The following is a 25,921-nucleotide window of genomic DNA, read 5'->3' as shown; positions in this document are numbered from 1 at the left end:
GCAACGTGGCGATCGGCTGCGCGCTGCAGGCGGAAAGTCCAACACCCATCTGCGCCAACGCATAAGCGGGACATCGCCCAAAACAAGACCCGACCTCAGCCTGCCTGCAACAGGCTGCGGTTGGTTTCGTTCAGACGCACCGCCATCACGCCCACTACATAGCGGTGCAGGCGCAAGGCCAGTTGTGGTGCGTCCTGCTCCAGCCGGAGCAGCGCCTCCAGCGGCAAATGCCAGCCATGCACGGTTTCATCGGCAATGACCGATGCCACGGTCGGGCTGGCGCGATACAGGCTGATCTCGCCCAGAATCGTGCCATCACAAAAACGGCGCAGCCGTAACTCGGGTCCATCCGCCGGCTTAACCCGCACCGAGACGCTACCCGAGGCGATAAACAATAACCCGGATGGCGGTGCATCCTGCCGTATCAACACAGCACCAGCCGCATGCGTCATCGGCGCCAGATAAGGCTGGAGCTGCTCGATCAGGCCGGTATAGTCCGGGCATAAGGCGGCCGGTGCCGCTTGTTGTGCCAGTTGCCCGCTTTCCGCCGCTTCCAGCGCATGGTCAAGGTCGGGGTAATGCATCACGATGCCGGCCTGACCATCCAGCCGGGAAAAACTCACCCGCACGCCGGCCCGTCCGGCAGACAGCAGCATCTGCCCGCCGCTATCGCCCATGCGCTGCGCCATCTTGGCAAACAGCGCCAATGCCGTCGCATCCACCCCCTGCACCCGCGCAAGATCAAACACCAGCGTGCGCACCGGATACGCCTGCAATTGGTGCTTGACCTGATCGTACAGGCGCTGGGCTGCACCAAAAAACAGATAGCCTTCCAGCACATAAACCGCCAGCCATTGCGGCTCGCGGGTCAAGGCGGTGCGTTGGGCCGGCGCACGATTTACCCGGCTAGGGGCACCGGCTGCATCGTAATACTGTCGTACCGGATTCAGGCGGGCATAGTCACGCAAAAACAACAGGCCCGCCAGCAATACCCCGACCAGCGCGCCTTGCATAAAGCCCAACAGATTGATTGCCAGCGCCACCGACAGCAGCACAAAAAAATCGGCCCGCGACATCTGCTGCCAGCCTTCAAGCAGGGTTTCGCCAATGAGCCCCATGCCGAAATACACCAGCACGGAGGCCAGCACAAAAACCGGAATCCATGGGATCAGCTGCAAACCCAGACCGGCACCCAGCACACAGCCGCCAGCCAGCAACAGCCCCGCCGCGCGGCTCTGGCCGCCAATTTGCAGATTCAACAGGGTGTCGCTAAGAAAAGGGACATTCGGCAAGCCGCCAAACAGGCTGGCCCCCAGATTCGCGCCCCCCAGCACCGACAGTTCATGATCCATGTCCAGATCGTAACCGCTGGCCCGCTCCAGCGAACTGGACTCCAGCAAGGCCGCCATCAGTACCACAACCGGCACCAGCATGACCTGAGGCAATGCGACCAGCAGGTGCGAAGCCTGAATCTCGTGCCATGCGCCCCATACCCGGGTAAAGCCGATGCCATTCCCCATATTGGGCACCGACAGCCAGCCCGCGCTTTGCAATGCAACCGTGCCCTGCCCCGATAGTGCGGCAACCAGGTAAAACAGCAGCACGCCCAATAGCAGCGCCACAGGGACAAGCAACGGGTGCGAAATGCGATAACCGGCCAGCCATAGCACGAACCCTAGTAGCAAGGCCGGCAAAACCAGCGTAAAACGCCCCCCCAGCATCAGCCAGGAGGCCGGCTGCGCCAGCGACAATTCATCCAGCCCGCCCGCCAAGGCCATTCCGGCCAAAAGCAGCATCATGCCGGAGCCGGCCAGAAAACCGCAGATCACCGGATAAGGCAGGTAGCGCACCAGGACGCCCAGCCGGTAGCGCCCGGCCAGACACAGCAATAAACCGGACATAAAACTGGAAAGCGCAGTCAGTACCAGGATGCTCAGCGCGGCGGCCTCGGCACTGATGCCGGGAAAAAACAGGGTGGATGACAAGGCGGAAAACAGGCTGGCCAGCACAATCACCGCCGCCTCACTGGCACCGCCTATCATGCCAGGCATACGGCTGGAAAAGGCAAGCGCCACGGCACCTGCTGCCGAACCCAGCATCAGCACGCAATACCCCAGCGAAAAATAACTGGCTGCCACGCCCCGGTACAACAAGGCGGCGTAGGCAGCAGCAGCCGTCATCGCAACCAGACTCAGCAAGCTGGCGCTCATCACGGCTGACATTAAACCACGGTGGTTTGCTTTCATTAAGTGAAGTCCAAGTGCAGCATCCGCATACTCAGGCTGCCGCCTGTAGCAAGCTAAGATTGGTGTCTTGCAGGCGGTTAGCCATCACCGCCGCGATCTGGCGGTGCAGTTGCAAAGCCAGTGCCGGCGCACGGAATTCCAGTTGCGACAAGGCTGCCGGACTCAGTTGCAATACCCGGGTGGCCTCGTCGGCATATACGCTGGCACTGGTTGCCGTGCCGGCATAGAGACTGACTTCTCCCAGCACGGTGCCACACATAAAACGGCGCAAGCGGATGGTCTTGCCCGATGCCTGCATCAGCCGCACCGACACACTGCCTGCCGTGATAAACAGCAACCCCTGCGCGGTGTCTCCCTGACGGATCAATAGCTCGCCAGCCTGATAGGATCGCGGCTTCAGATAGGCAGCCAGCTCATCCAGAAGGCCTGGCAGCGGCTGTGCCTCATCGTCTGCTAAGCCCAGCCGCACCAGACGCAAGTCTTCGGCGTATTCAAGCGCGTGATTCAGATCCGGCTGGTACACGATGCCCACGCCCTGCGGCAACGGCAAACCTGCGCGCATATCACACAAGACCAGTACGCCTTGGCGCTCGGCCTGACGCTGCGCCAGCTTGTCCAGCATCGCGATGCCGGTTGCATCGATGCCTTGCACCCGCCCCATATCCAGTATCAGACACTCCGGATAGGTGTGGTTGAATGCCGCTTTAACCTGCTGGTAAAGGCGGTGGGCGCTGCCAAAAAACAGATAGCCTTCCAGCACATAGACCGCCAGCCAGTGCGGATCGACCTCCAGCGCGACATGTTGCGTCACCGGACGGCTCACCCGCCCGGGCGCATTGCCGGCATGGTATTGCTGGCGTACCGGCTGGAGGCGGCTGTAATCGCGCAGAAAAAATCCGGCGGTAAACAGCACGCCCAGCAGCGCACCTTGCATGAAGCCGAACAGGTTGACCGTCAGAGCCACCAACAACATAACGGCATAGTCTGCCCGCCGTGCACGGCCATATTCCTTGATCAGGGTGTCCGACAAGAGCCCGACGCCGAAGTAAATCAGGATGGCCGCCAGAACAAACTGGGGAATCCAGGGCATGATGGACAAACCGGCGATGGCACCCAACACACATAGCAGAGCCATCACCATACCGGCTAAACGATTGGGACCGGCAATATCCAGATTCAGCAAGGTGTCGCTGATAAACGGCACCATGGGCAAAGCGCCACAACAGCCACCCAGTAAATTGGCCGTGCTTTGCGCACGCAACTCGGCATCCAGCTCAAGATCATGCCCCAATACCTGCTCCAGCGCCGAGGTCTGCAACAGCATAGCCAGTAAAGCCACCAGCGCGACCAGCAACAACTGCGGCAAGGCAGACAGAAAAAAATCGGGCTTAAGCGTCGCCCAGGCGGCGGCAAAGCGGGCGTAATCAAAAGAATCATCCTGCACAGGAGGCTGATACAACCAACCCGCCTGCCGCAAGCCGCCCACATCGGCACCGCTTAACCACACCACACTGAAAAACAACACCACGGCGGCTAGCAAGGTCATCGGCATCAATAGGGAATGGGAAATATAACGCCCTCCTCTCACCAATGCGATGGCCAGCAATAAGGCCGGCAAGCAAAACTGCCAGCGTGGCAACAGTTGCAGGAAGGTTGCGGGGTGACTGAGTCCGAGATGATCGATGCCACCGGCCAAACCTAAACCTGCCCATAGCAGCAATAGGCCTGATCCGGCCAGAAAGCCGCTGATGACCGGATACGGCAAGTAACGAATCAACTGCCCCAAATGAAAGCGTCCGACCAGCCAGAACAGCACGCCCGCCAGCAAGCCGGCACTGCCCATTAAGATGATAACCATCAGGGCCGCGGCTTCGGGCGAGGTGGATGCACTAGAGCGCAAACCTGCGATTCCGGCAATGACAGAGGCCAACGCGATGGTGGCAGCCTCGTCCGGCCCGGTAATCAGCCCCGGCTGGCGGCTTTTAACGGCAACCACCATGGCACCGACGGCGGTTCCAAGCATCAGTATGCAGAAACCCAAACCGGTATAGGCGGAAGCCGCGCCCTGAAACAATAAAGAGGCATAAGCCGCAGCGATCGTCATGGCAATTACGCCAAGCAAGCTGCCACTGGAAATAGCCGGCAAGCGAGAAGAAAGGAAGCTCACGGTATATTATTTCGTATATGATATATAAATCATAATACGCAAATTTGGCAGAAGTTGCCTTGAAATCAGGTCTGATTCGTGTGGAAACCCGGCCTCAAAGCGATAGGCGCTTACGACAAGCTGGCCAGCAGAAATAATAAGCCTCTTTTTTGCACCGACTAAGGTTTGCAGCAATCGCTTTCGTGTGACTACTCCACGGTGTGCGTAACAATTCGTGCAGCCCATCGTTTTATCCACGCAAAAAAGCCCTGATTTCACAAGGAGATCAGGGCTTTAATATTTTTGGGGTGGATAATGGGGCTCGAACCCACGACAACCGGAATCACAATCCGGGACTCTACCAACTGAGCTATATCCACCACCGTAAAACCGTGGTGCGCCCGACAGGAATCGAACCTGTAACCCCCGACTTAGAAGGTCGGTGCTCTATCCGGTTGAGCTACGGGCGCAAGTCTATCTGTCAGGTACTGCGTGTTCTTGTGGTCGGAGTACAAGGATTCGAACCTTGGACCCCCTGGTCCCAAACCAGGTGCGCTACCGGGCTGCGCCACACTCCGCCAACTGAGGAGCAAACTATACTGGCTAGCCTTTGCCCTGTCAATACCCATTGAGAAAGGGGGCGTAATAATGCGAAAATGTCATTTTGATTCAGCCCTCCCCTAGGAATACCACGCATGTCGGCACAACTCATTGATGGCAAGGCAGTCGCAGAAACGCTGATCACTCAAGTACGCGAGGGTGTAGACGCACGCCTGGCCGCAGGTAAACGCGCGCCTGCGCTCGCCGTCATCCTGATCGGCGACGATCCGGCCTCCGGCGTTTATGTGCGCAATAAAAAGCGCAGCTGTGAAAAAGCCGGCATCCGCTCGCTGGCATGGGACCTGCCAGCCAGTACCACGCAGGATGAACTGCTGGCCATCATCGACCAGCTCAATGCCGACGACAGCGTAGACGGTATTCTGGTGCAACTGCCGCTGCCCAAACATATCGAACCGCAAGCCGTAATCGAACGCATTGACCCGAAAAAGGATGTAGACGGCTTTCATCCCTACAATATGGGCCGCCTGGCAATCAAGATGCCGCTGCTGCGCCCCTGCACGCCACGCGGCGTGATGACGCTGCTCGAGTCTTATGGTATCGACCCCAAGGGTAAAAAAGCCGTGATCGTTGGCGCCTCCAATATTGTTGGCCGTCCGCAGGCGCTGGAAATGCTGCTGGCGCGCGCCACCGTCACCGTCTGCCATAGCGCCACCGCCGATCTGGCGGCCGAGGTTGCTGCCGCCGATATCGTGGTCGCGGCGGTCGGCAAGCCCAATTTCGTCAAGGGCGAGTGGATCAAGCCGGGCGCGGTAGTTATCGATGTCGGCATCAACCGCCTGGAGAACGGCTCGCTATGCGGCGATGTCGAATTTGAAGCGGCGCGCGAACGCGCAGCCTTTATTACCCCGGTTCCCGGCGGTGTCGGCCCGATGACTATCGCAACCCTGTTGCAGAACACGCTGGATTCGGCCAATCTGCACGCCTGAGCTAATTCGCCCCAAGCACGCCACAGCCCAGGCTGTGGCGTTTTGCATGGGTTTTATGCATATGAAAGAGAAGCATGAGCCAAAACAAACCCTCGGCCACCTTGCTGGTCAGCTGTCCGGACAATAAAGGTCTGGTTGCCGCCATTGCCAATTTCCTGATGAGCTACAACGCCAACATCATGCATGCCGACCAGCATCAGGACGAAAGCGAAAACCTGTTCCTGATGCGCATCCAGTGGGAACTGGAAGGCTTTACCCTGCCGATGGAAAATTTCGAGGCGGCATTCGCCCCGATTGCCGCCCTGCACAATATGAAGTGGCGTACATCGCTATCGACACACAAGCCAAAAATGGCAATTTTTGTCTCCAAGTACGAACACTGCCTGGTAGACCTGTTGCACCGCTGGCGCATCGGCGAGCTGGGCTGTGATATTCCGCTGGTGATTTCCAACCATGAAGACTGCCGCCGCATCGTCGAATTCAACGGCATTCCTTTCCATGTGGTACCGGTGAGCAAAGAGAACAAGGCCGAGGCCGAAGCCGAGCAATGGCGTCTGCTACAGGAAGCCGGCACCGACTTTATCGTGCTGGCGCGCTATATGCAGGTGCTGTCGGAGAAATTCGTCGAACGCTATCCAGACCGCGTGATCAACATCCACCACAGTTTCCTGCCGGCTTTCGATGGTGCCAAGCCCTATCATCGCGCCTTTGCCCGCGGCGTGAAGCTGATCGGTGCCACCAGCCACTATGTCACGCAAGAGCTGGACGAAGGCCCGATTATCGAGCAGGAAGTCACCCGCATCTCGCATCGCGACAATGTCGAGGATCTGGTGCAAAAAGGACGGGATCTGGAAAAAGTGGTGCTGTCGCGCGCGGTGCGCTGGCATATCGACAACCGGGTACTCTCCTACAGCAACAAGACCGTGGTGTTCGACTGAGATGGATAAACTGATTCACGATGCCCTAGACCTGATGCGCTGGCGCGTACGCGAGGCGGCGCACTATCAGTACCCGACATGGCAGCTCGTTGTCACCTTGCTATTGCTGGGCATTATTGCCGCAGCCGGTGCGGGCAGCGTTGGCGGCGACATCGCAGGCAAGCTGCTGTTTTTCACGGTGTTCGGTGCGATGGAAACCCTGCTGATGGCGCAGTTCATGCAGTGGTGGCTGCGCCTGGCCAAAGCGCCGGTCGAGACGCCCTTGTTCAGCCTGCTGCTGGTGGCGGGGCTGGTGCAGGTTTTGACACCACTGACGAGCTGGTTACCGACCGATGTGGCCGAGATTGCGACGATAGCCATCGCGTTTTACGGGGTGACGGTGATGCTGCATGCACTGGCCACCGTCTCGGGCGCCAGCCGCATGCGGGTACTGGGCGGGATTCTGCTGTTTTCACCGCTGGCAGCCATGCTGATGGTGTTTGCGTTTTCAACCGGCAGCAATCTGGGACTGATAGAGCTGCCTGGCGAAACGCAAATAAGCAACAGCCAACCGGATCAAGCTTCGCCTGACGGCAAGCAAGATAGCTTGTACTAAGACTGTCCCTGCCAGAGTCAATAACAAAGGCGCACCCGACATACTGGCGTGCGCCTTTATTGCAGCTTCGCCCGTACACACCCCAGGCAGAGAACAGACAAGCTAGCGCGTCAATCCACCTTGGCGATATAGCGCGCCAAAGCCAGGAAAGCGCGTACCGCTTCGCTCTTTACACCTTCTTCACCACGCAACTTGGCATAGCGCCGCAAAATACCCCGTGTTTCCGTATGCAGATCCAGTTCGGACTCCGGCGAGGCCACGACAGCGATGCGGGCAATTTCGCCCTGCGGGCGCGCCGTCCCCTGACCGATGCACAGATAAACCTTGTGGGCATTCTGCGCGGTGATATGGTCAAACAGATACAGCATCGAGTTGACCCGCAGACCCGTTTCTTCGCGCAACTGTCTGAGCAGCGCCTGGGAGCGTAATTCACCCCGCTCTGCCCGCCCGCCGGGCAAACAATAACGCCCGCCCAGCACAGCCGTCACCAATACACCATCAGGCAATTCAACGATTGCAGTGGCCCGCCGTACCAAATCCGGCGACAAAGGCCGCTCCAATCTCACTTCTCTGGATATCTGCATGTATCTCTTTATTAATCTACTAATATCAAAGCCGTAGCGTAATACAGCTTTTTTCCAAAAGGTTGATTGTATACACGACTGGCCATACTCGCCAGTGCTCAGGCAACGTAAAACATGACCGAAACAAACTGGCACACACTGCCGGCCAGAACAAACAGGTGCCAGATACCATGGCCGTGACGGATTTTTTCATCGTTCAAAAACCAGTAAATCCCCACGCTGTAAAACACGCCCCCCAAGGCCAGCCAGAACAAGCCTGCCGCAGGCAGTGCCGCCATCAAGGGCTTGATGGCAATCAGGATCAGCCAGCCCATCACCACATACAAAATCATGGACAATAGACGGGTACGCTTTCCCAGCGTCAACTCCTGCACAATACCGAAAATGGCCAGCCCCCAACTCAGGCCAAACAGCGTCCACCCCCAAGGGCCACGCAAAGTGATCAGCGAAAACGGGGTATAGCTACCGGCTATCAGCAAGTAAATGGCAGAGTGATCGCACTTTTGCAAAATGGCTTTAGCCCGTCCTCGCGCGCTGTGATATAGCGTAGAGACCAGATACAACAAGACCAAAGACCCACCGTACAAGGAAAAGCTGAACAGCTTCCAGACATCGCCTTGCAAGCTGGCCTCAAGCAATAAGGCCGCCAACGCAGTGATGGCAAACAAAGTACCAAACAGATGGGTAATGCCGTTAAAACGCTCACCATGATACATATCGATACTCCAGCGCAGGCTTAGCAGGCAGACCTTCAATCCAGCCGGGTGCCATAGACAAAGGGCGGGGAAACATCCCCGCCCTTCACATTCAAGCCAGACTCAAATAAGCGCCGCCAGAACTGCATCGCGCACGGCTTCTACCTGCTGCGTGCCATCAATGCGCACATAGCGTGGCGCGCTGGCATCACCGCTAGCGGCCATCTTCGAGTAAAAGTCGACCAGCACTTCGGTCTGCTCGTGATATACCGCCAGACGCTTCATCACGGTTTCAGCCTTGTCATCCTCGCGCTGGATCAGCGCCTCACCGGTCTCGTCATCCTTGCCTTCCACCTTGGGCGGATTGTAGGTCACATGATAAGTACGGCCGGAAGACAGGTGTACGCGACGCCCCGACATACGGTCGATGATATTCTGGTCAGGCACATCAATCTCGAGCACATAGTCGATGGTCACGCCGGCGTCACGCATCGCTTCAGCTTGCGGGGTCGTGCGCGGAAAGCCGTCAAACATAAAGCCCTTGGCACAATCCGGCTCGGCAATGCGCTCCTTAACCAGGCCAATAATGATGTCATCACGCACCAGACCGCCTGCATCCATAATGGCCTTGGCTTCCAGCCCCAGCGGAGTGCCCGCCTTAACCGCCGCACGCAACATATCGCCAGTCGAAATTTGCGGAATACCAAATTTTTCCTTGATATAGCCCGCCTGGGTCCCTTTACCGGCGCCTGGCGCGCCCAGCAGAATCAGCTTCATGCAAAACTCCCGTGAAATTATGAATCGATGCAAATTGTTGCGTTAAATAGATGCCGTACCCGTTCCAGATCTTCCGGGGTATCCACACCGGCAGCCGGTGCCTCCTCTACGGTCGCCACCATAATGGGATAGCCGTGCCAGAGTACACGCAACTGTTCCAGCGCCTCGAACACCTCTGATGCGGCCGGTGCCAACGATGAATAGGTAGAAAGAAAGCCAGCCTGATAGGCATACATACCGATATGCCGCAAAACCGGTAGACCTTGCGGCAAAGTGCTTGCGTCGTGTGCAAACGCATCGCGGGCATAAGGAATGGGCGCACGACTGAAATAAAGTGCGCGCCCCGCGTGATCAAGCACCACCTTGACCACGTTAGGATTAAACATTTCGGCCGCATCGTGAATAGGGTGCGCAACCGTTGCCATGGGCACGCCGGAGCTGGCCATCAAACCGGCCAGACGATCGATCAGCAACGGGTCAATCAGCGGCTCGTCCCCTTGTACATTCACCACGATCTCGTCGTCAGCCAGCGCGAGATTGGCGACCACCTCGGCCAAGCGGTCGGTGCCGCTGGCGTGATCGGCACGTGTCATCACCGACTCGATGCCATGCAGCGTACATGCAGCCACAATATCCGCGTGATCTGTTGCCACAATGACACGATTGGCCGCACTGCGTGCGGCACGCTCCGCCACCCGCACCACCATGGGCTTGCCGGCGATATCCGCCAGAGGCTTTCCCGGCAACCGGCTTGAAGCCATGCGCGCCGGAATCACCACAACAAAACCACTCATTTCACCTCTTCCTCTGGCGGCAACTCACGCGCCTCGGACTCCAGCATCATGGGGATGCCATCCGTAATCGGGAAGGCCAGCCGGTCAGGCTTGCAGATCAACTCCTGCGCCGCCTTGTCGTACACCAAAGGCCCTTTGCACAAGGGGCACACCAGAATTTCCAGAAATTTTGCGTCCATTACCGTCTCTTTAATTGAACGATGATCCAGTCGGCCAAATCAGGCGTAAGCCGCGCGGCGACTGGCAGCGCCCATAGTCTAGCATGATTGATGCACTGCAACTTTACCGCATCTTTGGTCGTCACCAGTACCGCATCGGCATCATCCGGCACATCTTCAGCATTAAAGGTATGGTGATCGGGGAAAGCAATATTGCGCTGCGTGACAATCCCCTGCCCAGCCAAGGTCGCAAAGAAACGTTGCGGGTGGCCGATACCCGCCAAGGCAACCAGACGCTGGCCGGAAAAATCGGCAGCAGCGCGCGTTTGAGCCGGATCAGCCAGCGAAACAAAACGCCCCGGCTCCAGAGTCATGGCAAAAACCGGCAAGTCCGGCGGCAAATCCGGAAAAACAGCAGCGCGCCCGCCATTGACCACCAGTGCGTCAACACCAGCCAGACGCGATACGGGCTCGCGCAAGGGACCCGCAGGCAATAAGCGGCCATTACCGACACCACGCGCACCATCCATCACCACGATTTCCAACGCACGGCCCAAACGGTAATGCTGCAGACCATCATCCGACAGAATCAGATCCAGATCCGGCCTCGCCTGCAGCAAGCAGCGCCCGGCTGCCACACGATCCCGCCCAACCACCACGGGTACGCCGGATGCAGCAAACAGCAAGGGCTCATCACCCACCTCATTGGCACGACTCGCGGCATCCAGCAGCGTCGGTGCGGTATGGCTACCTCCATAACCGCGGCTGATCACCCCCACGCGCAAGCCACGCGCTTGTAAAGAGGCAATCAGCGACAAGGTCAATGGCGTCTTGCCGACACCCCCGACATTGATATTACCGATCACCACCACCGGCACGGACAAATACTGCGCTTTACAGAGCCCGAATCTGAATGCCCAACGCCGCATACCGCTTAGCAAGGCAAATAAGCATGCCAGCGGTGCCAACAACAGACTCAACCAGAGACGCGGCGCATACCAGTGTTTTTCTATGCTACGCACTGCATACGCTCATGGTGTCTCGCTACGCGTAGCGAATGTCAACTGCGTCAGCCCGGCTACCCGCGCCGCCTCCATCACCCTCACGACAGCCTGATGCTGGGCACGGGCGTCGGCACTGATCACCACCACCGGATCCTTGCGCCCGACAGCCTCCTGTTTGAGCGCATCGGCCAGTTGCTCGACCGATGGCGTTGCCAGACGCACCTTGCCTACCACAGCCTCACCTTCGGCACTGACCAATACATCCAGCTCGGACGACTTGGTTTCGGCCATGCCCGCTTCGGCCGAAGGCAAATTAATTTCAATTTCCGAATAGCGCGAATAAGTCGTCGTTACCATCAAAAAAATCAGGATAACCAGCAACAGGTCGATCAGCGGAATAAAATTGATTTCGGGCTCTTCCCTATGCCGCCCACGACGAAAGTTCATGATTTACCCTTGGTGCCCGTTACGCACGCCCTGCACGGCCTCAACCAGACGGATGGCTTGCGCCTCCATCTCGACCAGCAAACCGTCAATTTTTGCCCGGAAATGACGGTAAAACATCATACTGGGAATCGCGACGATCAAGCCAAATGCGGTATTGTAGAGCGCGACCGAAATGCCATGCGCCAACGCTTGGGGATTGGTGCCGCTTGGCGATTGAGAGCCGAAAATTTCAATCATGCCGATGACGGTCCCCAGTAGCCCAAGCAGCGGTGCCATTGCGGCAATCGTCCCCAGCGTGGTGAGATAACGTTCCAGTTGATGACCAACGAGACGCCCCTCATCTTCTATCGCTTCTTTCATGACTTCGCGCGAACTGGCAGCATTGCGCAAACCAGCCGACAATACTCTCCCCAAGGGCGAATGTGCGGCCAATTGCTCGACCAGTTTGCTGCTTGCACCGGCCAGGTGATAAGCCTGAATTGCATCATCAACCAGCTTGGGAGGCGCAACAAGTCGCCCCCGCAGGGAGTACAAGCGCTCAAAAATAATTGCCACCGATACGACGGACGCCAAAATAATGGTCCAGATCGGCCAGCCTGCCGCTTGAATGATCGACCACACCAGCATTCTCCCTCGGTTTGTAGACGCTAAACTGTATCGGTGAAACAGGCCGACCGCAAGCTGCAAGCCGCAATCTCGCAAGCATAAGCAAAGGCAGCCGAGGCCTGCTCTGCGCCTGAAAAAATAGACACAAACCCTGCGCCACCAGACAATCCACAACAACTGTGGGTAGTTCTGTGGAAAAGAATGGGAAAATACACATTAAAGGCTAAACAATAAGGCCTTAACCGCTTTGCTCACAAAATAAACAACTTCGCTTAGTTTTTGTAAAAATTGATTATTAATGCCAAAAAACACAAAACTGGTGCCGTTAGAGCATAGATATCTATTACACCTATCCGTGGATGATTTGACCAAGCATGCTTTTTACGACTCAAACCCAAGATGTCATTAGTGTGACCGCCCTCAACCGCATGGCGCGCAACCTGCTGGAAAACGGCATTCCTTCACTATGGGTCAGCGGCGAAATATCCAACCTCACCCTGGCTGCGTCAGGGCATGCTTACTTCTCACTTAAGGATGCTGGCGCCCAAGTTCGCTGCGTCATGTTTCGCCAGAAGGTCAGGCAGCTCGAGTTTATTCCACGCGAGGGCATGCAGGTCGAACTACTCGGCGCGGTCACTTTATACGAGGCACGTGGTGACTATCAGATCGCGGTGGAAAACATGCGCGAGGCAGGACTCGGGCGCCTGTACGAAGCTTATGAAAAGCTGAAAAAGCGCCTTGCAGCAGAGGGGCTGTTTGCCGAGGCACGCAAACGCCCCCTTCCCCCTCACCCGCGCGCCATCGGCATCGTAACCTCTCCCGCTGCTGCGGCTCTGCGCGATGTAGTGACGACGCTGGCGCGGCGCATGCCGAATATTCCCGTCATCCTCTATCCATCCCCGGTACAGGGCAATGATGCGGCACAGCAGATTGCCCACGCCATTCGCAACGCCAGCAAGCGGCATGAAGTCGATGTATTGATCGTCTGCCGCGGCGGCGGCAGCATAGAGGATTTATGGTCGTTCAATGAGGAACTGGTTGCGCGTGCAATTGCCGCCTGTCCGGTTCCCGTGGTCAGCGGTGTCGGCCATGAAACCGACTTCACTATCTGCGACTTTGTTGCCGATCGCCGTGCCCCGACCCCGACGGCAGCTGCCGAGCTGGTATCGCCTAGCCGTGACGTCATGCTGCAGCAACTGGAACGGGGAAAACGCGGACTGGAGCGGGCACTGGCCCGCCTGATCATAGATAAAGGACAGCGCCTCGATTACCTTGCCAACCGGCTCTCCCACCCAGGTGAACGACTGGCACGGCAACAACAGGAACTGGCACGCGCCCGCATCCGCCTTGAGGCGCTCATCAAAAACCAGCTCAGACAAGACGGCAAACAACTGGCAAACGCCAACGCACGGCTGGGACGGTTACGCCCGGCTCCCGCTCAAGCAGCGCGCACACTACAGCAACTGGCGCTCAGACTGGCTCGCGCCAGTGAGCACATGCAGACCTCGCGCAGCATGAGCTTGTTGCGACTGGAAACGGCACTCTCGGCCATGAACCCGGAAGCGGTATTGGCCCGCGGCTATGCCATCGTACAAAATGCACAAGGCAAGGCGATCAAGTCGCCCGCAGAGTTAAGCAATAGGGAGCTCGTTGTATTGCAACTGGCAGAAGGCAAGGTTAATGCCGAGATCAGCCTGCCACATGGCACTCAGACCCAGTTGCCATTCTGATCGCCAGCTATGGATACCATTGACAAGAGTGCGCCATGCCGCGAGCATGCCACATTTTAAAACAACCGTTTACATCCATGAAGATACGCCCGTCTTTTATCAAAGCACTCATCAACCTTTGGCCCCCGTTTTTGGGAGCGGGCATACGCGTCAAAGCCATCGCCCACGACTGGCAGCACATCGAAGTACGCATGAGACTGGGGATGACCAACCGCAATTATGTTGGCGTACACTTTGGCGGCAGCCTGTACGCCATGACCGATCCTTTCTTCATGCTGATGCTGATCAACACACTGGGAAAAGACTATATCGTTTGGGACAAGGCAGGCAATATTGATTACATCAAGCCAGGAAAAGGGGTCGTCAAGGCGGTGTTTTCCATCGATACGGCCATGCTGGAGAACATACGCAAGCATACCCAAAGCGGAGAAAAGCACTTGCCCGAGCTAAGTGTCGATGTATGCGATGAAAAAGGAGAGCTCGTGGCAAGAGTGCGCAAGACGCTCTATATCAGGAAAAAATTGAAGGTTTAAATAACAACGGCCCACAAGGCAGGCCGTTCAGGGGTGCACTCAAGCGCAGACGACTCTGGCAAGGCAGAGATATCGGATAAAACGATAGCGATGGCAAAATACATTGCCATCGGCAAGCACGGCACGAGCAAATAGCAGCGCGGGGCTCAATCACCAAAGCCGCAAAAAACTTCACGCATCATTTTGAGCACCTCCAGCGTGCGGATGTCCCCAACCCGGTAGTACACACGGTTGGCATCCTTGCGCGTGCGCAACACGCCTTTATCGCGCATGATGGCCAAATGCTGGGAAATATTGCTCTGCGAGGTCCCGACTTTTTCCACGATATCCTGGACACTTACCTCCTGATCCTCGAGAACAGAGATAATTTTCAGTCGCAAAGGATGCGACATAGCCTTCATCGCACGGGACGTCTGCTCAATCTGATCGTCATTAAACAACAAGGCACTACTCCTGAGTAGGTATTTTTATAATTAGCGTGGTTTTACGATTACAATAATACCTACAACTGCCTTCAGCATCAAGAAGCCCTAATATTCTGAACGTATATAACAAAATGCACGCACTGACTCCTGTACTCCTGCTTATCCTTGATGGCTTCGGTGAACGCGCCGAAAGCGACAACAATGCCATCCTGAATGCACGCACGCCAAACCTTGATCGCCTGCGTACCCTTTACGCCAGCGGCGCTATTGAAGCTTCCGAAGGTTATGTCGGCCTGCCCGGCGGGCAGTTCGGCAATTCGGAAGTCGGACACCTGAATATCGGTGCGGGACGCATTGTGCAGCAGGATATCAGCCGCATAGACAGTGATATAGAAAATGGGCTTTTTGCCAGCAATACAACGCTTAAAACGGCCTTCGACAAAAGCAAAAACCACACTCTGCATATTCTGGGCTTATTGTCGGATGGTGGCGTCCACAGCCATGAGGCGCAGATTCATGCTGTGATTCGGGCGGCAGAATCCGCCGGCATCAAGAAAATTTTATTACATGCCTTCCTTGATGGGCGCGATACACCTCCACGCAGTGCCGAAACTTATCTGCAGCGTTTGCACCATGTTCTGACCGAGTGCCCGCACACAAAACTCGCTACCGTTTGCGGACGTTACTGGGGCATGGACCGCGACAAACGCTGGGAGCGGGTCGAACCGGCTTACCGCCTGATCGTGGATGGCGAGGCAGAACATCAGGCAGCGGATGGCTTCACTGCGCTGGCCAACGCCTATGCACGCGGCGAGAACGACGAGTTTGTCGGCGCGACCGTGATTGGCGAAGCGCAACCCATCGCCGATGGCGACGTTGTGCTGTTTATGAATTTCCGCGCCGACCGCGCCCGCCAATTCAGCAGCGCACTGACCGATCCTGCATTTGACGGCTTTGTCGCCCGCCAGCCCAAACTCGCGTATTTCGCCACGCTGACCAGCTATGGCGAGGCCTATCCCAACCCGGTACTGTACGCACCGCAAACCTTGCGCAACGGTTTTGGCGAATACCTGTCCAGTTTGGGCTTAACCCAGCTACGCATTGCCGAAACCGAAAAATATCCGCACGTAACCTACTTTTTCAATGGCGGCGAAGAAGCGGTTTACCCCGGGGAAGAACGTATTCTGGTGCCCTCACCCAAGGTTGCAACTTACGACTTGCAGCCTGAGATGAATGCCCCCGAAGTAAGTCGCCAAATCGTTGAGGCCATTGCCTCGGGCCGCTTCAATGCCATCATCTGCAACTTTGCCAATGGCGACATGGTCGGACATAGCGGTAATTTCGATGCCGCCGTTAAGGCCGTCGAAGCACTGGATAGTTGCGTAGGCTTGTGCGTAGATGCCATGCTGGCGGCTGGCGGCGAAGTGCTGATCACCGCTGACCACGGCAATTGTGAACAGATGCATGATGCCTCGCATGACCAGCCGCACACCCAGCACACGCTGAACCGCGTCCCCTTCATCTACATCGGGCGTAAGGCCGAAATTCGCACAGGCGGCTCGCTGCGCGACATTGCGCCCTCGCTGCTGGCCATGATGGGGCTGGGCCAACCTGCCGAGATGACCGGCCAATCATTGATCGAATTCAAGTGAAAATCTGGGTATTACTGTTGTTACTTTCCGGCGCGGCACAGGCTGCGCCGGACAAGCCTCCTGCTGTTGCACCGCACCAGCAGGATTTGTCGTCTGTGCGCAAAGAAATCAGCACCCTGAAAAAGGATATTGCGCAAAAAGAAGCCATCCGCAAGGAGGCACAAAGCGCGATACGCGAGTCCGAACAGGCACTGCAAGCCACACGCCAGGCGCTTAACCAGCTGGACAGCAAACAGCAAATGTCCAGTCGGAAACTGGCGGAACTGCAAAGCCAGCTGCAAGAGACACACGACAGTGCACTGGATCTGAAAAGCCGCATTGCCGCCATCTTGCAACGCCAGCACCGTGGCGGCTCGCATGACGCGATGCGGCTGATGCTGAATCAGGCCGACCCCAACCAGAGCAGCCGCGACCTGACGTACTACCGCTATATCGCACAAGCGCAACAAGGCCTGATACAAAACCTGAGCGCACAGGAAAGCGAACTGCAGGCGCTCGCCGCGCAAGTCACGCTGGAACTGGAAAAGCTGGGGGCACAAAGCCACCGTCAGGAAAGCCAGCAGGACAAATTGGCACGGGAAAAAGCCACACAGGAACAACAAGCCAGTGCACTGGCCAGCGAAATCCGCAATAAGCAAGGTACGCTGAGCAAGCTGCAACAGGATGAAAAACGCCTGTCCAGCCTGATTGCCCAGATTAACCGCCAGATCGCGGCACAGCGTCAGGCTGCTGCCCGCAAAAAGGCAGAAGAAAGAAAAGCACGGGCACTCGCCCGCAAGCAGGAAAACGAGCGCCGCCGCAAACTGGCAGCGGACGCCAAGTTGCAAGGTAAAACGCTGCCGGCCGAAGCGACGCGCCCGATAAAAGAAGAAGCCGTCGAAGCGGTAGCGGATGCCAGCAGCAGTGGCAAAGCCTTCCGCAGCCTGCAAGGCCGGATGCAATTGCCGGTTTCCGGCAATATCGCCGGGCGTTACGGTAGCCGCCGTCCCGAGGGCAGCAGCTGGAAGGGCCTGTTTATCCGCACCAGCCCCGGCCAGGCGGTACGTGCCGTTGCCGATGGCACGGTGGTCTACGCCGATGCGCTGCGCGGCTTTGGCAATGCGGTCATCGTCGACCATGGCGGCAATTACATGACGGTTTACACCGGACTGGGTGGCATTAGCCGCGGCAGCGGGCAAGCCGTCAAGGGTGGCGACACACTTGGTAACACCGGCACGCTAGACAGTGGCGAAAGCGGCCTTTATTTTGAACTGCGTTATATGGGGCGACCCATCAATCCCCAATCCTGGATGCGCTAGCAAAGATACCCATTATGATGACCCCACCTTTCCGCAAAATTGCCCTGATCGGCGCCAGTGCACTGGCTGGCGCCCTCTTGACCGTCAGCCTGACGGCCAGCGCCGACAAGGATATCGGCTCGCCGCTGCCACTGAACGAGCTCAGAACCTTCGCCGAAGTATTCGGCCGCATCAAACAGGACTATGTCGAGCCGGTCGAAGACAAAAAACTGATCAATGACGCTATCCGCGGCATGCTCACCGGCCTTGATCCGCACTCCGACTATATGAACGCCGATGAATTCAAGGAACTGCGCGAAGGCACGCAGGGTGAATTCGGTGGACTGGGCATAGAAATCGGCGCAGAAGACGGGCTAGTCAAGGTTATTGCCCCGATCGAAGACACCCCGGCACAACAAGCCGGCGTCAAGAGTGGCGACCTGATCGTCAAGATCGACGACACACCGGTGCGCGGCCTGTCACTCACCGATGCGGTCAAAAAAATGCGCGGCAAACCCGGCAGCAAAGTCACGCTGACCATTGCACGCAAAAATGAAGGCAAGCCTGTCGTACTGACGCTGACCCGCGCCATCATCAAGACCAAGAGCGTCAAATCTCGCCTGCTGGAGCCGGACTACGGCTATGTCCGCGTAGCCCAGTTCCAGGAGCACTCGGCAGAAAACCTGGCACAAGCCCTGACCCAGCTGTACAAGGAAAACAAGACCCCGCTGAAGGGCGTGGTGCTGGATCTGCGCGATGACCCGGGTGGCCTGCTCAATGGTGCGGTCGGTGTATCGGCCGCCTTCCTGCCGAAAAACACGCTAGTGGTGTATACCGAAGGCCGTAGCGAAGACGCAAAAATGCGCCTGTCCGCCACCCCGGAAAACTATCTGGCGCGTGGCGATCGCGACTATCTGGCCGGCCTGCCGGCCGAAGTCAAGAAAGTACCGCTGGTGGTACTGGTCAATGGCGGCAGTGCTTCGGCCTCCGAAATCGTAGCCGGTGCCCTGCAGGATCACAAACGCGCCATCATCGTTGGCACCCAGACTTTCGGCAAAGGCTCGGTGCAATCCGTTCTGCCACTAGGCAGCGAGGGCGGCATCAAGCTCACCACGGCCCGCTACTTCACACCGAATGGTCGCTCGATTCAGGCTAAAGGCATCACGCCGGACGTGGAGGTGGAAGAGTCGACCGTCAATGGCGCCGCCGCATCCTTCCGCATCCGCGAAGCGGATTTAGAGCGCCATCTGGAAAACCCGGATCAGAAGAACGGCAAGGACAAGCCGCAGGAAAAGCCGGCAGACAAAACCAAGCCGGACACCCCGAGCGAAGCCAAGCCACAAGGCAAAGACGGAAAGGATGGCAAGGCCGCAGCAGACTTCCAGCTATCGCAAGCCTTGAACATTCTCAAAGTTCAGCAGATATTGATGCAGAAGCAGGCGCAAAAATAAGGGGGCGCACCATCGCCCCGGAGGTGGGGCGATGCGTGAACGCGAACTTTATAAATGCAGAACGCTGCAACTACAGGATGCGGCGGCCACCAAACAGGCCGTCGCCTGTCTGGCGGACATTGGCATTCGTAGCCTGCCACTTCCGCCCATGCACCGTCTGGTCGTCAGTTACAGTCTGCTGACACACACTTTGCAGCATATCCTGCAGCAACTTCAGGACTGCCAGATTCTGCTGGACGACAATACGCTACAACACTGGCATCTGAAGCTGCTGGTTTTCAGCGAAGAAGTGCAGCTCTCCAACCTTTCGATACCGGCGCCCGACACCAAGGGCGTGCAGGCCTTCAGCCGGCTGTACCAACATCACCTGCATGGCGATTACGACGATACGCCGGAAGAATTGCGTCACGAGCGCTGACACCTGCCATTACAAAGGCATTCCTGCTACCCTAAGGGGTTTACGCGTTCTGTGACGGAATTCCCCGCATGCTGAAGCCCGAGTTCGTGCTCGCCTTTCGTGAAGCCGCGCCCTATATCCACGCCTATCGCGGCAAAGTCTTTGTCATCGCCGTCAGCGGCGAATGCCTGGCTGCCAACCATTTTTCCCGTCTGGCCCAGGATCTCAACCTGCTGGTCAGTCTCGGAGTACGCATTGTGCTGGTACACGGTGCACGCCCACAGATTGATGCCCAACTGGCTTTGCGCGGCATTACGCGCCGCTTTCACGGCGCACGCCGCGTTACCGACAGCCACACCATGACCGCGGTGAAGGCGGCAATAGGCGAGGCCCGCCACAATATAGAAGCCCAACTCACCATGGGCATGCCCAACTCGCCCATGCATGGCGCCCACCTGCGTGTCGCCGGCGGCAACTATGTCACCGCCCAACCCTTAGGCGTGCTCGACGGGGTAGACATGCAGTACGCAGGACAAGTCCGGCGTGTAGACAGCACCTCGCTTAGCGCGCGCCTTGCGGCAGGCGAACTGGTGCTGCTCTCCCCCATCGGTTATTCGCCCACCGGGGAAGCCTTCAACCTGACCATGGAAGAAATCGCCTATCAGAGCGCACTTGCGCTTAAGGCGGAAAAACTGATCTTTCTGGTTGAAGATGGCGGTCTGGTAGACAAGACCGGCCAGCTCCATCCATCAATCACCATTACCGAAGCCAAAGCCCTGCTGGATGCAGGGCAAGGCAGCGCGGAAGTCAGTGTTTGTCTGCCGTGGGCCATCCGCGCCACCGAGCAGGGCATCAGCCGCAGCCACCTCGTCAGCGGCAGCGAAGACGGCGCCTTGCTGGTCGAATTGTTTACCCACTTCGGTAGCGGCACCATGATCGTGCGCCAGAGCCTGGTGCAGCTGCGCCAGGCCAGCATTGACGACATCGGCAGCCTGCTGGCGCTGATCCAGCCACTGGAAGAACAGGGCGTACTGGTCAGGCGCAGCCGCGAGCACCTGGAAATGGATATCCAGCGTTTCACCCTGCTGGAGCACGACAGCAAGGTCTTCGGTTGCGTGGCACTGTACCCGTTTGCCGGCACCGGCATGGCCGAGCTGGCCTGTCTGGTTGTCGCGCCCGAGCAACGCACCGCCGGCTATGGCGAGATGCTGCTGCAAGCGCTGGAAACCCAGGCCAAAAAAGACGGCATCCAGTCATTGTTCGTACTGACCACACGGACGGCCCACTGGTTTGTCGAGCGCGGTTTTATCGAGTCCGACCCGCAGGCGCTGCCGATAGAAAAACGCCAGCACTACAACGGGGAGCGCCGCTCCAAGGTCTTCATCAAAACATTATAAAACCCTGCTTGCATCAGGCTTGGAAGCCGGCACATGGCTGTGACACAATAGCGGCGTCGACTTCACTGCAACACTCAAGGAAATTCAATGGCTAGAATGGTCAACTGCATCAAACTCGGCCGCGAAGCGGAAGGCATGGACTTCGCACCGCTACCGGGTGAAATAGGCAAGCGCCTGTATGAAAACGTATCCAAAGAAGCCTGGCAGGGCTGGATACGCCACCAAACCATGCTGATCAATGAAAACCGCTTAAGTCTGGCGGATGCGCGCGCCCGCCAGTATCTGATGCAGCAGCTGGATGCCTACTTCTTCGGCCAGGGCGCCGAAGCACCAGCAGGCTACACACCGCAAGTCTGAGTCTGCTGCCAGTTTGGCAATAGATAGCCCGCCACAGCCTTGGCTTATGGCGGGCAATTCGGCCCTTGCCTGCAAGGGCGCACCGCACCCAAAAGAAAATCAAATGACTCAAGCACAAGAATTGCTACTCAATCGCGAGATGGGCCTGATCGAATTCAACCGCCGGGTGATGGCGCAAGGCGAAGACAGTAGCCTGCCCCTGCTGGAGCGACTGAAATTCCTGTGCATTGTGTCATCCAATCTGGACGAGTTTTTTGAAGTACGCGTGGCCTGGCTCAAGGATAATGCGCAGCACAATCCGGGGCGCATTTTGGCCGACGGCAACACACCCGGCAGCACGCTAGGCAACGTCACCACCGCCGCCCATGACCTGGTCGCCCAACAATACGCGCTACTGACCGACACCATGCTGCCTGCGCTGAGGGAAGAAGGCATTGTGTTCCTGCGCCGGCGCGAATGGAGCTTGGCGCAACAGGAATGGGTTAAAGCGTTCTTTTTCCGCGAGCTCATGCCTATCCTGACGCCTATCGGTCTGGACCCGGCTCACCCCTTCCCCAAAGTGCTCAATAAGAGCCTGAATTTTGCCGTCGAACTGGAGGGACGCGATGCCTTTGGCCGCGCCTCCGGCATCGCCATTGTGCAGGCGCCGCGCATCCTGCCGCGCGTCATCCAGCTGCCGCCCGAGGTCTGTGATGGCAATCGGCACAGCTTCGTGTTCCTGTCCTCCATCCTGCACGCACATGTGCACGAGCTGTTTCTGGGCATGACGGTTAAGGGCTGCTACCAGTTCCGCGTGACCCGCAACAGCGAATTGACGGTGGAAGAAGAGGATCTGAAAAATCTGCGTACCGCCTTGCAAGGCGAACTGCGCCATCGCCAGTTCGGCCAGGCGGTCCGCCTCGAGATTGCCGACACCTGCCCGCGGCATATGGAAGACTTCCTGCTGACCCAGTTCAATTTGCAGCGTGAAGATGTCTACCGCGTTAATGGCCCGGTCAATCTGGTACGCCTGATGCAGGTGCCCGACCTCGTAGACCGGCCCGACTTGAAGTTCACCCCCTTCCTGCCTAGCCTGCCGCCTGTACTGCAGCAAAAAGCCAATCTGTTCGAGGCGATCAGCAAGCAAGACATCCTGCTGCATCACCCCTACCAGAGCTTCCAGCCTGTCATCGACATGCTCAATCTGGCCGCCTTCGACCCGCAGGTAGTCGCCATCAAGATGACGGTCTACCGCACCGGCACTGACTCTGTGCTGATGGACTCGCTGATTGCTGCCGCACGCAGCGGCAAACAGGTGACGGTTGTGGTCGAGCTGATGGCACGTTTTGATGAAGAAGCCAATATTGGCTGGGCAAGCCGGCTGGAAGATGCCGGCGCCCACGTGGTGTATGGCGTATTCGGCTACAAGGTGCACGCCAAGATGCTGATGGTGGTCAGACGCGAGGACGGCGCGCTCAAGCGCTACGTCCATCTGGGCACCGGCAACTACCACCCGCGTACTGCACGCATGTATACCGACTTCGGCCTGATGACCTGCAACGAAGACGTCGCCAGCGACGTCAACGATATTTTCGTCCAGCTCACCGGTCTTGGCCGCGCCAGCAAGCTCAAACTCTTGCTGCAAAGCCCGTTTACCCTGCACAGCATGGTCATGCAGGCCATTGCCACCGAAACCGAGCACGCCAAAGCCGGACGGCCGGCGCGCATCATCGCCAAGATGAATGCACTACTGGAGCCGCAGGTCATTCATGCGCTGTATCGCGCCAGCCAGGCCGGCGTCAAGATTCAGCTCATCATCCGCGGCGTATGCGCGCTGCGCCCCGGCGTGCCCGGCCTGTCGGACAATATCAGCGTGCGCTCCATTGTCGGGCGCTTCCTCGAGCACCCGCGCGTGTTCTACTTTTACAACGACAAGGCAGAAAACCTCTATATCGCCAGCGCCGACTGGATGGGACGCAATTTCTTCCGCCGCATCGAGTCCTGCGTGCCCATTCTCGACCCTGCGCTGAAGCGTCGCGTGATCAAAGAGGCCTTGCGCATGAATCTTGTCGACAATTTCAATGCCTGGGAAATGCAGGCCGATGGCAGCTACCGCAAAAAAACAGCACGCGGCAAGGTCCATAGCGTGCAACAGACCTTGCTTGCCGATTACACCCGACAAATCTGACCACCCGGATACCAAACTTGGACACGATCCTTCTCGGCCATCTGGCTGCCGGCCTGCTGATCCTGATTGGCTTGGCCGGCGTCATTCTGCCGGCACTGCCCGGCCTGCCGCTGATGTTTGCCGGCATGCTGCTGACGGCCTGGCTTAGCGACTTCCAGCATATCGGTGCCTTTAGCCTGGGTCTGCTAGGCATGCTGACACTGCTTGGCATGTTTGCTGACTTTATTGCCGGCGTGCTGGGGGCCAAAGCCGGTGGTGCCAGCCGTCAGGCGCTCTGGGGTGCATTCTGGGGCAGCGTATTCGGACTATTGCTCGGAATTGCCGGACTGATTATCGGCCCCTTGCTGGGCGCGGCCATCGGGGAGTACTTAGCCAGACGCGATATGCTGCAGGCCGGCAAGGCAAGCGTGGCGACCTTTATTGGCCTGTTGCTGGGTACGGTAGCGAAAGTAGGCTGTGCACTGGCCATGCTGCTGATTTTTGCCAGCGCCTTGTTGCTAGGCTAGGCGCTGATCAGCAAACCACTTCCGGCACGCGGACGCAAGCGCCAGGCAAAACGCGCCATGAACTGGCGGCCACATACATGCCCGTTAGCGTAATCCTGCTCCAGAGCGGCCGCCGAGCTACCCAGCGCACGGCTCTTCAGCGCCTGCGCAGGCGCAAGCTCCAGCACTTTCACGCCCTTGGGCGGCGAATCGATAAAGGCCTGCGCCTCGCGATAGGCCACCTTGTGCCGGTTAACCACCTCGGCGGCAGCCCGCAGGCGACTACCTTGCGGCAAATGCACTATCGGTCGTGGAGGAGACTCGACATGACCCGCCGGCAAGGTACGCACCACCACAATCAAATCACAGCCCAGATCATGCGCGGCCTTGACTGGTAACGCATCGCTCACCCCGCCGTCCCAATAACACACCCCGCCCAGATTCACCCCACCACGGTACAAGACAGGAATGGCACTGGATGCCTTAAGCGAAGCCAGCCAGCCATGATGTGCAAACTGCAGGTATGCGGTGTCCAGCGTGTCGCTGCGGCTGGCACACATATAGAATTCGCGACCAGCCAGACGCAGCGCTGCCCGCGCCATATCCAGCGGACACTCGCGCATCGTCACATCCATAAACCAATCCAGATCGATCAGATGGCCACCACGCATAAAGCGCAGCGGGTTGTAGAACTCTTTGCGTGTACTGTAACGGCTGATCACATGGCGTGAATAGCCCAACTGGCCACTGGCATAGGCCGACAGATTCTGAGCGCCGGCCGAAGTGCCTATCATCAGGTGAAAGGGAAAAAAGCCTTCGGCCAGAAAAGCATCCAGCACGCCGGCGGTAAAGATACCGCGCTGCCCGCCCCCTTCGCACACCAGCGCCACCCGGCCAAACTCCAGCCATGGTGTCACTTCCTGTACGCCGGAAAGATGAATGCTATACGTCATACCCCTGTCCCTAGATCCGGTGTCTTATCAGACAAGCTTAGACGCACGGTGCTCAAATACCATAACGGAAAACAAAATAAGAAAAACCCGGTAATCACTAGATACTTTGTGGCCAGAAGGGTGAATTGAAAATTAAATTGAAAAAGGGTGAGCGGCGGCAACAAGAGGCCATAGCGGTATGGCTGCCGGATAGCAAGCCGGCAACGCACAGCCTGATCATGAAAGCGAAGCTGCAGACGACAAAAAAGCTGCTTTCGGATGGAAAGCAGCTTTTTTGTTTATTCTGGCGTCCCCACGGGGAATCGAACCCCGGCCGCCGCCGTGAAAGGGCAGTGTTCTAACCGCTAAACTATAGGGACTTTGGTGCACCCGGAGCGATTCGAACGCCCGACCCTTTGGTTCGTAGCCAAATACTCTATCCAACTGAGCTACGGGTGCAGTAGCTGGCGGAGAAAGAGGGATTCGAACCCTCGATACAGGTTTTGCCCGTATGCACCCTTAGCAGGGGTGTGCCTTCGACCACTCGGCCATTTCTCCGTCAAGCGAGTCGCCATATTAAT

At 57.7% G+C, this 25,921-nt stretch carries 25 protein-coding genes and 6 tRNA genes; 13 read left to right on the top strand and 18 right to left on the bottom strand.

The window, feature by feature from the left end; translation table 11 throughout:
• Window positions 1–95: 95 nt before the first annotated feature.
• The 5 genes from M3P88_RS02475 to M3P88_RS02455 all read right to left on the bottom strand — a co-directional run bounded on the left by M3P88_RS02475 (window position 96) and on the right by M3P88_RS02455 (window position 4,970).
• On the bottom strand, window positions 96–2,246 hold the full coding sequence (locus M3P88_RS02475) for a SulP family inorganic anion transporter (RefSeq protein ID WP_249614474.1): 2,151 nt from the start codon (window positions 2,244–2,246) through the stop codon (window positions 96–98).
• A gap of 31 nt (window positions 2,247–2,277) precedes the next feature.
• Window positions 2,278–4,413 (bottom strand): SulP family inorganic anion transporter, encoded by a 2,136-nt coding sequence (locus M3P88_RS02470; RefSeq protein WP_249614473.1) that lies wholly within the window; start codon window positions 4,411–4,413, stop codon window positions 2,278–2,280.
• 283 nt (window positions 4,414–4,696) lie between these two features.
• Window positions 4,697–4,772, bottom strand: a tRNA-His gene (locus M3P88_RS02465).
• A 13-nt stretch (window positions 4,773–4,785) separates the two neighbouring features.
• Window positions 4,786–4,862 (bottom strand) — tRNA-Arg (locus M3P88_RS02460).
• A gap of 31 nt (window positions 4,863–4,893) precedes the next feature.
• Window positions 4,894–4,970, bottom strand: a tRNA-Pro gene (locus M3P88_RS02455).
• 117 nt (window positions 4,971–5,087) lie between these two features.
• On the opposite strand from M3P88_RS02455, the gene folD reads away from it, so the two are divergent.
• The 3 genes from folD to M3P88_RS02440 all read left to right on the top strand — a co-directional run bounded on the left by folD (window position 5,088) and on the right by M3P88_RS02440 (window position 7,472).
• Entirely contained in the window at window positions 5,088–5,939 is an 852-nt protein-coding gene (gene folD, locus M3P88_RS02450) for a bifunctional methylenetetrahydrofolate dehydrogenase/methenyltetrahydrofolate cyclohydrolase FolD (protein ID WP_249614472.1), read from the top strand.
• 74 nt (window positions 5,940–6,013) lie between these two features.
• A complete protein-coding gene (gene purU / locus M3P88_RS02445) occupies window positions 6,014–6,877 on the top strand; it encodes a formyltetrahydrofolate deformylase (RefSeq protein WP_249614471.1) in 864 nt (287 codons plus the stop codon).
• A gap of 1 nt (window position 6,878) precedes the next feature.
• Window positions 6,879–7,472, top strand: a complete 594-nt coding sequence (locus M3P88_RS02440; RefSeq protein WP_249614470.1) for a hypothetical protein — start codon at window positions 6,879–6,881, stop codon at window positions 7,470–7,472.
• A 110-nt stretch (window positions 7,473–7,582) separates the two neighbouring features.
• On the opposite strand, the gene M3P88_RS02435 is transcribed toward M3P88_RS02440, so the two are convergent.
• From M3P88_RS02435 to M3P88_RS02400, 8 genes are all read right to left on the bottom strand, one after another.
• Entirely contained in the window at window positions 7,583–8,056 is a 474-nt protein-coding gene (locus M3P88_RS02435; RefSeq protein WP_249614469.1) for an NUDIX domain-containing protein, read from the bottom strand.
• Between the two features lie 98 nt (window positions 8,057–8,154).
• Window positions 8,155–8,772 (bottom strand): PAQR family membrane homeostasis protein TrhA, encoded by a 618-nt coding sequence (gene trhA, locus M3P88_RS02430; RefSeq protein WP_249614468.1) that lies wholly within the window; start codon window positions 8,770–8,772, stop codon window positions 8,155–8,157.
• A 102-nt stretch (window positions 8,773–8,874) separates the two neighbouring features.
• On the bottom strand, window positions 8,875–9,528 hold the full coding sequence (adk, locus tag M3P88_RS02425) for an adenylate kinase (protein ID WP_249614467.1): 654 nt from the start codon (window positions 9,526–9,528) through the stop codon (window positions 8,875–8,877).
• A gap of 17 nt (window positions 9,529–9,545) precedes the next feature.
• Window positions 9,546–10,322: a 3-deoxy-manno-octulosonate cytidylyltransferase gene (gene kdsB, locus M3P88_RS02420; protein WP_249614466.1), complete on the bottom strand. Its 777-nt coding sequence runs from the start codon at window positions 10,320–10,322 to the stop codon at window positions 9,546–9,548.
• Entirely contained in the window at window positions 10,319–10,501 is a 183-nt protein-coding gene (locus tag M3P88_RS02415; protein WP_249614465.1) for a Trm112 family protein, read from the bottom strand. Before M3P88_RS02415 ends, kdsB begins: the two co-directional genes overlap by 4 nt.
• Window positions 10,501–11,502, bottom strand: coding sequence for a tetraacyldisaccharide 4'-kinase (lpxK, locus tag M3P88_RS02410; RefSeq protein ID WP_249614464.1), 1,002 nt, complete (start codon window positions 11,500–11,502; stop codon window positions 10,501–10,503). The genes M3P88_RS02415 and lpxK overlap by 1 nt, the downstream gene beginning before the upstream one ends.
• Window positions 11,503–11,511: 9 nt before the next feature.
• Complete coding sequence (locus tag M3P88_RS02405) at window positions 11,512–11,931, bottom strand: ExbD/TolR family protein (protein WP_249614463.1); 420 nt, start codon at window positions 11,929–11,931, stop codon at window positions 11,512–11,514.
• Window positions 11,932–11,934: 3 nt separating this feature from the next.
• Window positions 11,935–12,552: a MotA/TolQ/ExbB proton channel family protein gene (locus tag M3P88_RS02400; protein ID WP_249614462.1), complete on the bottom strand. Its 618-nt coding sequence runs from the start codon at window positions 12,550–12,552 to the stop codon at window positions 11,935–11,937.
• Between the two features lie 359 nt (window positions 12,553–12,911).
• Between M3P88_RS02400 and xseA the strand changes: the two genes are divergently transcribed.
• Window positions 12,912–14,267 (top strand): exodeoxyribonuclease VII large subunit, encoded by a 1,356-nt coding sequence (xseA, locus tag M3P88_RS02395; protein WP_283773065.1) that lies wholly within the window; start codon window positions 12,912–12,914, stop codon window positions 14,265–14,267.
• A gap of 35 nt (window positions 14,268–14,302) precedes the next feature.
• Window positions 14,303–14,800: a DUF4442 domain-containing protein gene (locus tag M3P88_RS02390; RefSeq protein WP_249614460.1), complete on the top strand. Its 498-nt coding sequence runs from the start codon at window positions 14,303–14,305 to the stop codon at window positions 14,798–14,800.
• Between the two features lie 146 nt (window positions 14,801–14,946).
• On the opposite strand, the gene M3P88_RS02385 is transcribed toward M3P88_RS02390, so the two are convergent.
• Entirely contained in the window at window positions 14,947–15,243 is a 297-nt protein-coding gene (locus tag M3P88_RS02385; protein ID WP_124734248.1) for an ArsR/SmtB family transcription factor, read from the bottom strand.
• A 113-nt stretch (window positions 15,244–15,356) separates the two neighbouring features.
• On the opposite strand from M3P88_RS02385, the gene gpmI reads away from it, so the two are divergent.
• The 8 genes from gpmI to M3P88_RS02345 all read left to right on the top strand — a co-directional run bounded on the left by gpmI (window position 15,357) and on the right by M3P88_RS02345 (window position 24,429).
• Complete coding sequence (gpmI, locus tag M3P88_RS02380; protein WP_249614459.1) at window positions 15,357–16,877, top strand: 2,3-bisphosphoglycerate-independent phosphoglycerate mutase; 1,521 nt, start codon at window positions 15,357–15,359, stop codon at window positions 16,875–16,877.
• Window positions 16,874–18,175 (top strand): murein hydrolase activator EnvC family protein, encoded by a 1,302-nt coding sequence (locus M3P88_RS02375; RefSeq protein ID WP_249614458.1) that lies wholly within the window; start codon window positions 16,874–16,876, stop codon window positions 18,173–18,175. The genes gpmI and M3P88_RS02375 overlap by 4 nt, the downstream gene beginning before the upstream one ends.
• A gap of 14 nt (window positions 18,176–18,189) precedes the next feature.
• Complete coding sequence (locus M3P88_RS02370) at window positions 18,190–19,605, top strand: S41 family peptidase (protein WP_249614457.1); 1,416 nt, start codon at window positions 18,190–18,192, stop codon at window positions 19,603–19,605.
• Window positions 19,606–19,636: 31 nt separating this feature from the next.
• On the top strand, window positions 19,637–20,023 hold the full coding sequence (locus M3P88_RS02365) for a hypothetical protein (protein WP_249614456.1): 387 nt from the start codon (window positions 19,637–19,639) through the stop codon (window positions 20,021–20,023).
• Between the two features lie 68 nt (window positions 20,024–20,091).
• Window positions 20,092–21,399, top strand: a complete 1,308-nt coding sequence (gene argA / locus M3P88_RS02360) for an amino-acid N-acetyltransferase (RefSeq protein WP_249614455.1) — start codon at window positions 20,092–20,094, stop codon at window positions 21,397–21,399.
• Between the two features lie 87 nt (window positions 21,400–21,486).
• On the top strand, window positions 21,487–21,756 hold the full coding sequence (locus M3P88_RS02355) for an oxidative damage protection protein (RefSeq protein WP_124734242.1): 270 nt from the start codon (window positions 21,487–21,489) through the stop codon (window positions 21,754–21,756).
• 46 nt (window positions 21,757–21,802) lie between these two features.
• Window positions 21,803–23,923: a polyphosphate kinase 1 gene (ppk1, locus tag M3P88_RS02350; protein ID WP_283773064.1), complete on the top strand. Its 2,121-nt coding sequence runs from the start codon at window positions 21,803–21,805 to the stop codon at window positions 23,921–23,923.
• Between the two features lie 17 nt (window positions 23,924–23,940).
• Window positions 23,941–24,429, top strand: coding sequence for a DUF456 domain-containing protein (locus M3P88_RS02345; RefSeq protein WP_249614453.1), 489 nt, complete (start codon window positions 23,941–23,943; stop codon window positions 24,427–24,429).
• Here M3P88_RS02345 and M3P88_RS02340 read toward each other — a convergent pair.
• The 4 genes from M3P88_RS02340 to M3P88_RS02325 form a co-directional block, all read right to left on the bottom strand.
• The gene (locus tag M3P88_RS02340) at window positions 24,426–25,361 is read right to left on the bottom strand and encodes a patatin-like phospholipase family protein (protein WP_249614452.1); all 936 of its coding nucleotides are present in this window, start codon (window positions 25,359–25,361) and stop codon (window positions 24,426–24,428) included. The genes M3P88_RS02345 and M3P88_RS02340 overlap by 4 nt on opposite strands.
• Window positions 25,362–25,645: 284 nt before the next feature.
• A tRNA-Glu gene (locus M3P88_RS02335) sits at window positions 25,646–25,720 on the bottom strand.
• A 2-nt stretch (window positions 25,721–25,722) separates the two neighbouring features.
• Window positions 25,723–25,799: transfer RNA gene (locus M3P88_RS02330), tRNA-Arg, on the bottom strand.
• A 6-nt stretch (window positions 25,800–25,805) separates the two neighbouring features.
• Window positions 25,806–25,898, bottom strand: a tRNA-Ser gene (locus M3P88_RS02325).
• Window positions 25,899–25,921: the final 23 nt, after the last annotated feature.

This window comes from Craterilacuibacter sp. RT1T (assembly GCF_023502145.1).
Lineage (GTDB): Bacteria > Pseudomonadota > Gammaproteobacteria > Burkholderiales > Chromobacteriaceae > Craterilacuibacter.
Note: the sequence above shows the minus strand (reverse complement) of the source record. Positions and strands in the feature narration are given on the sequence as shown.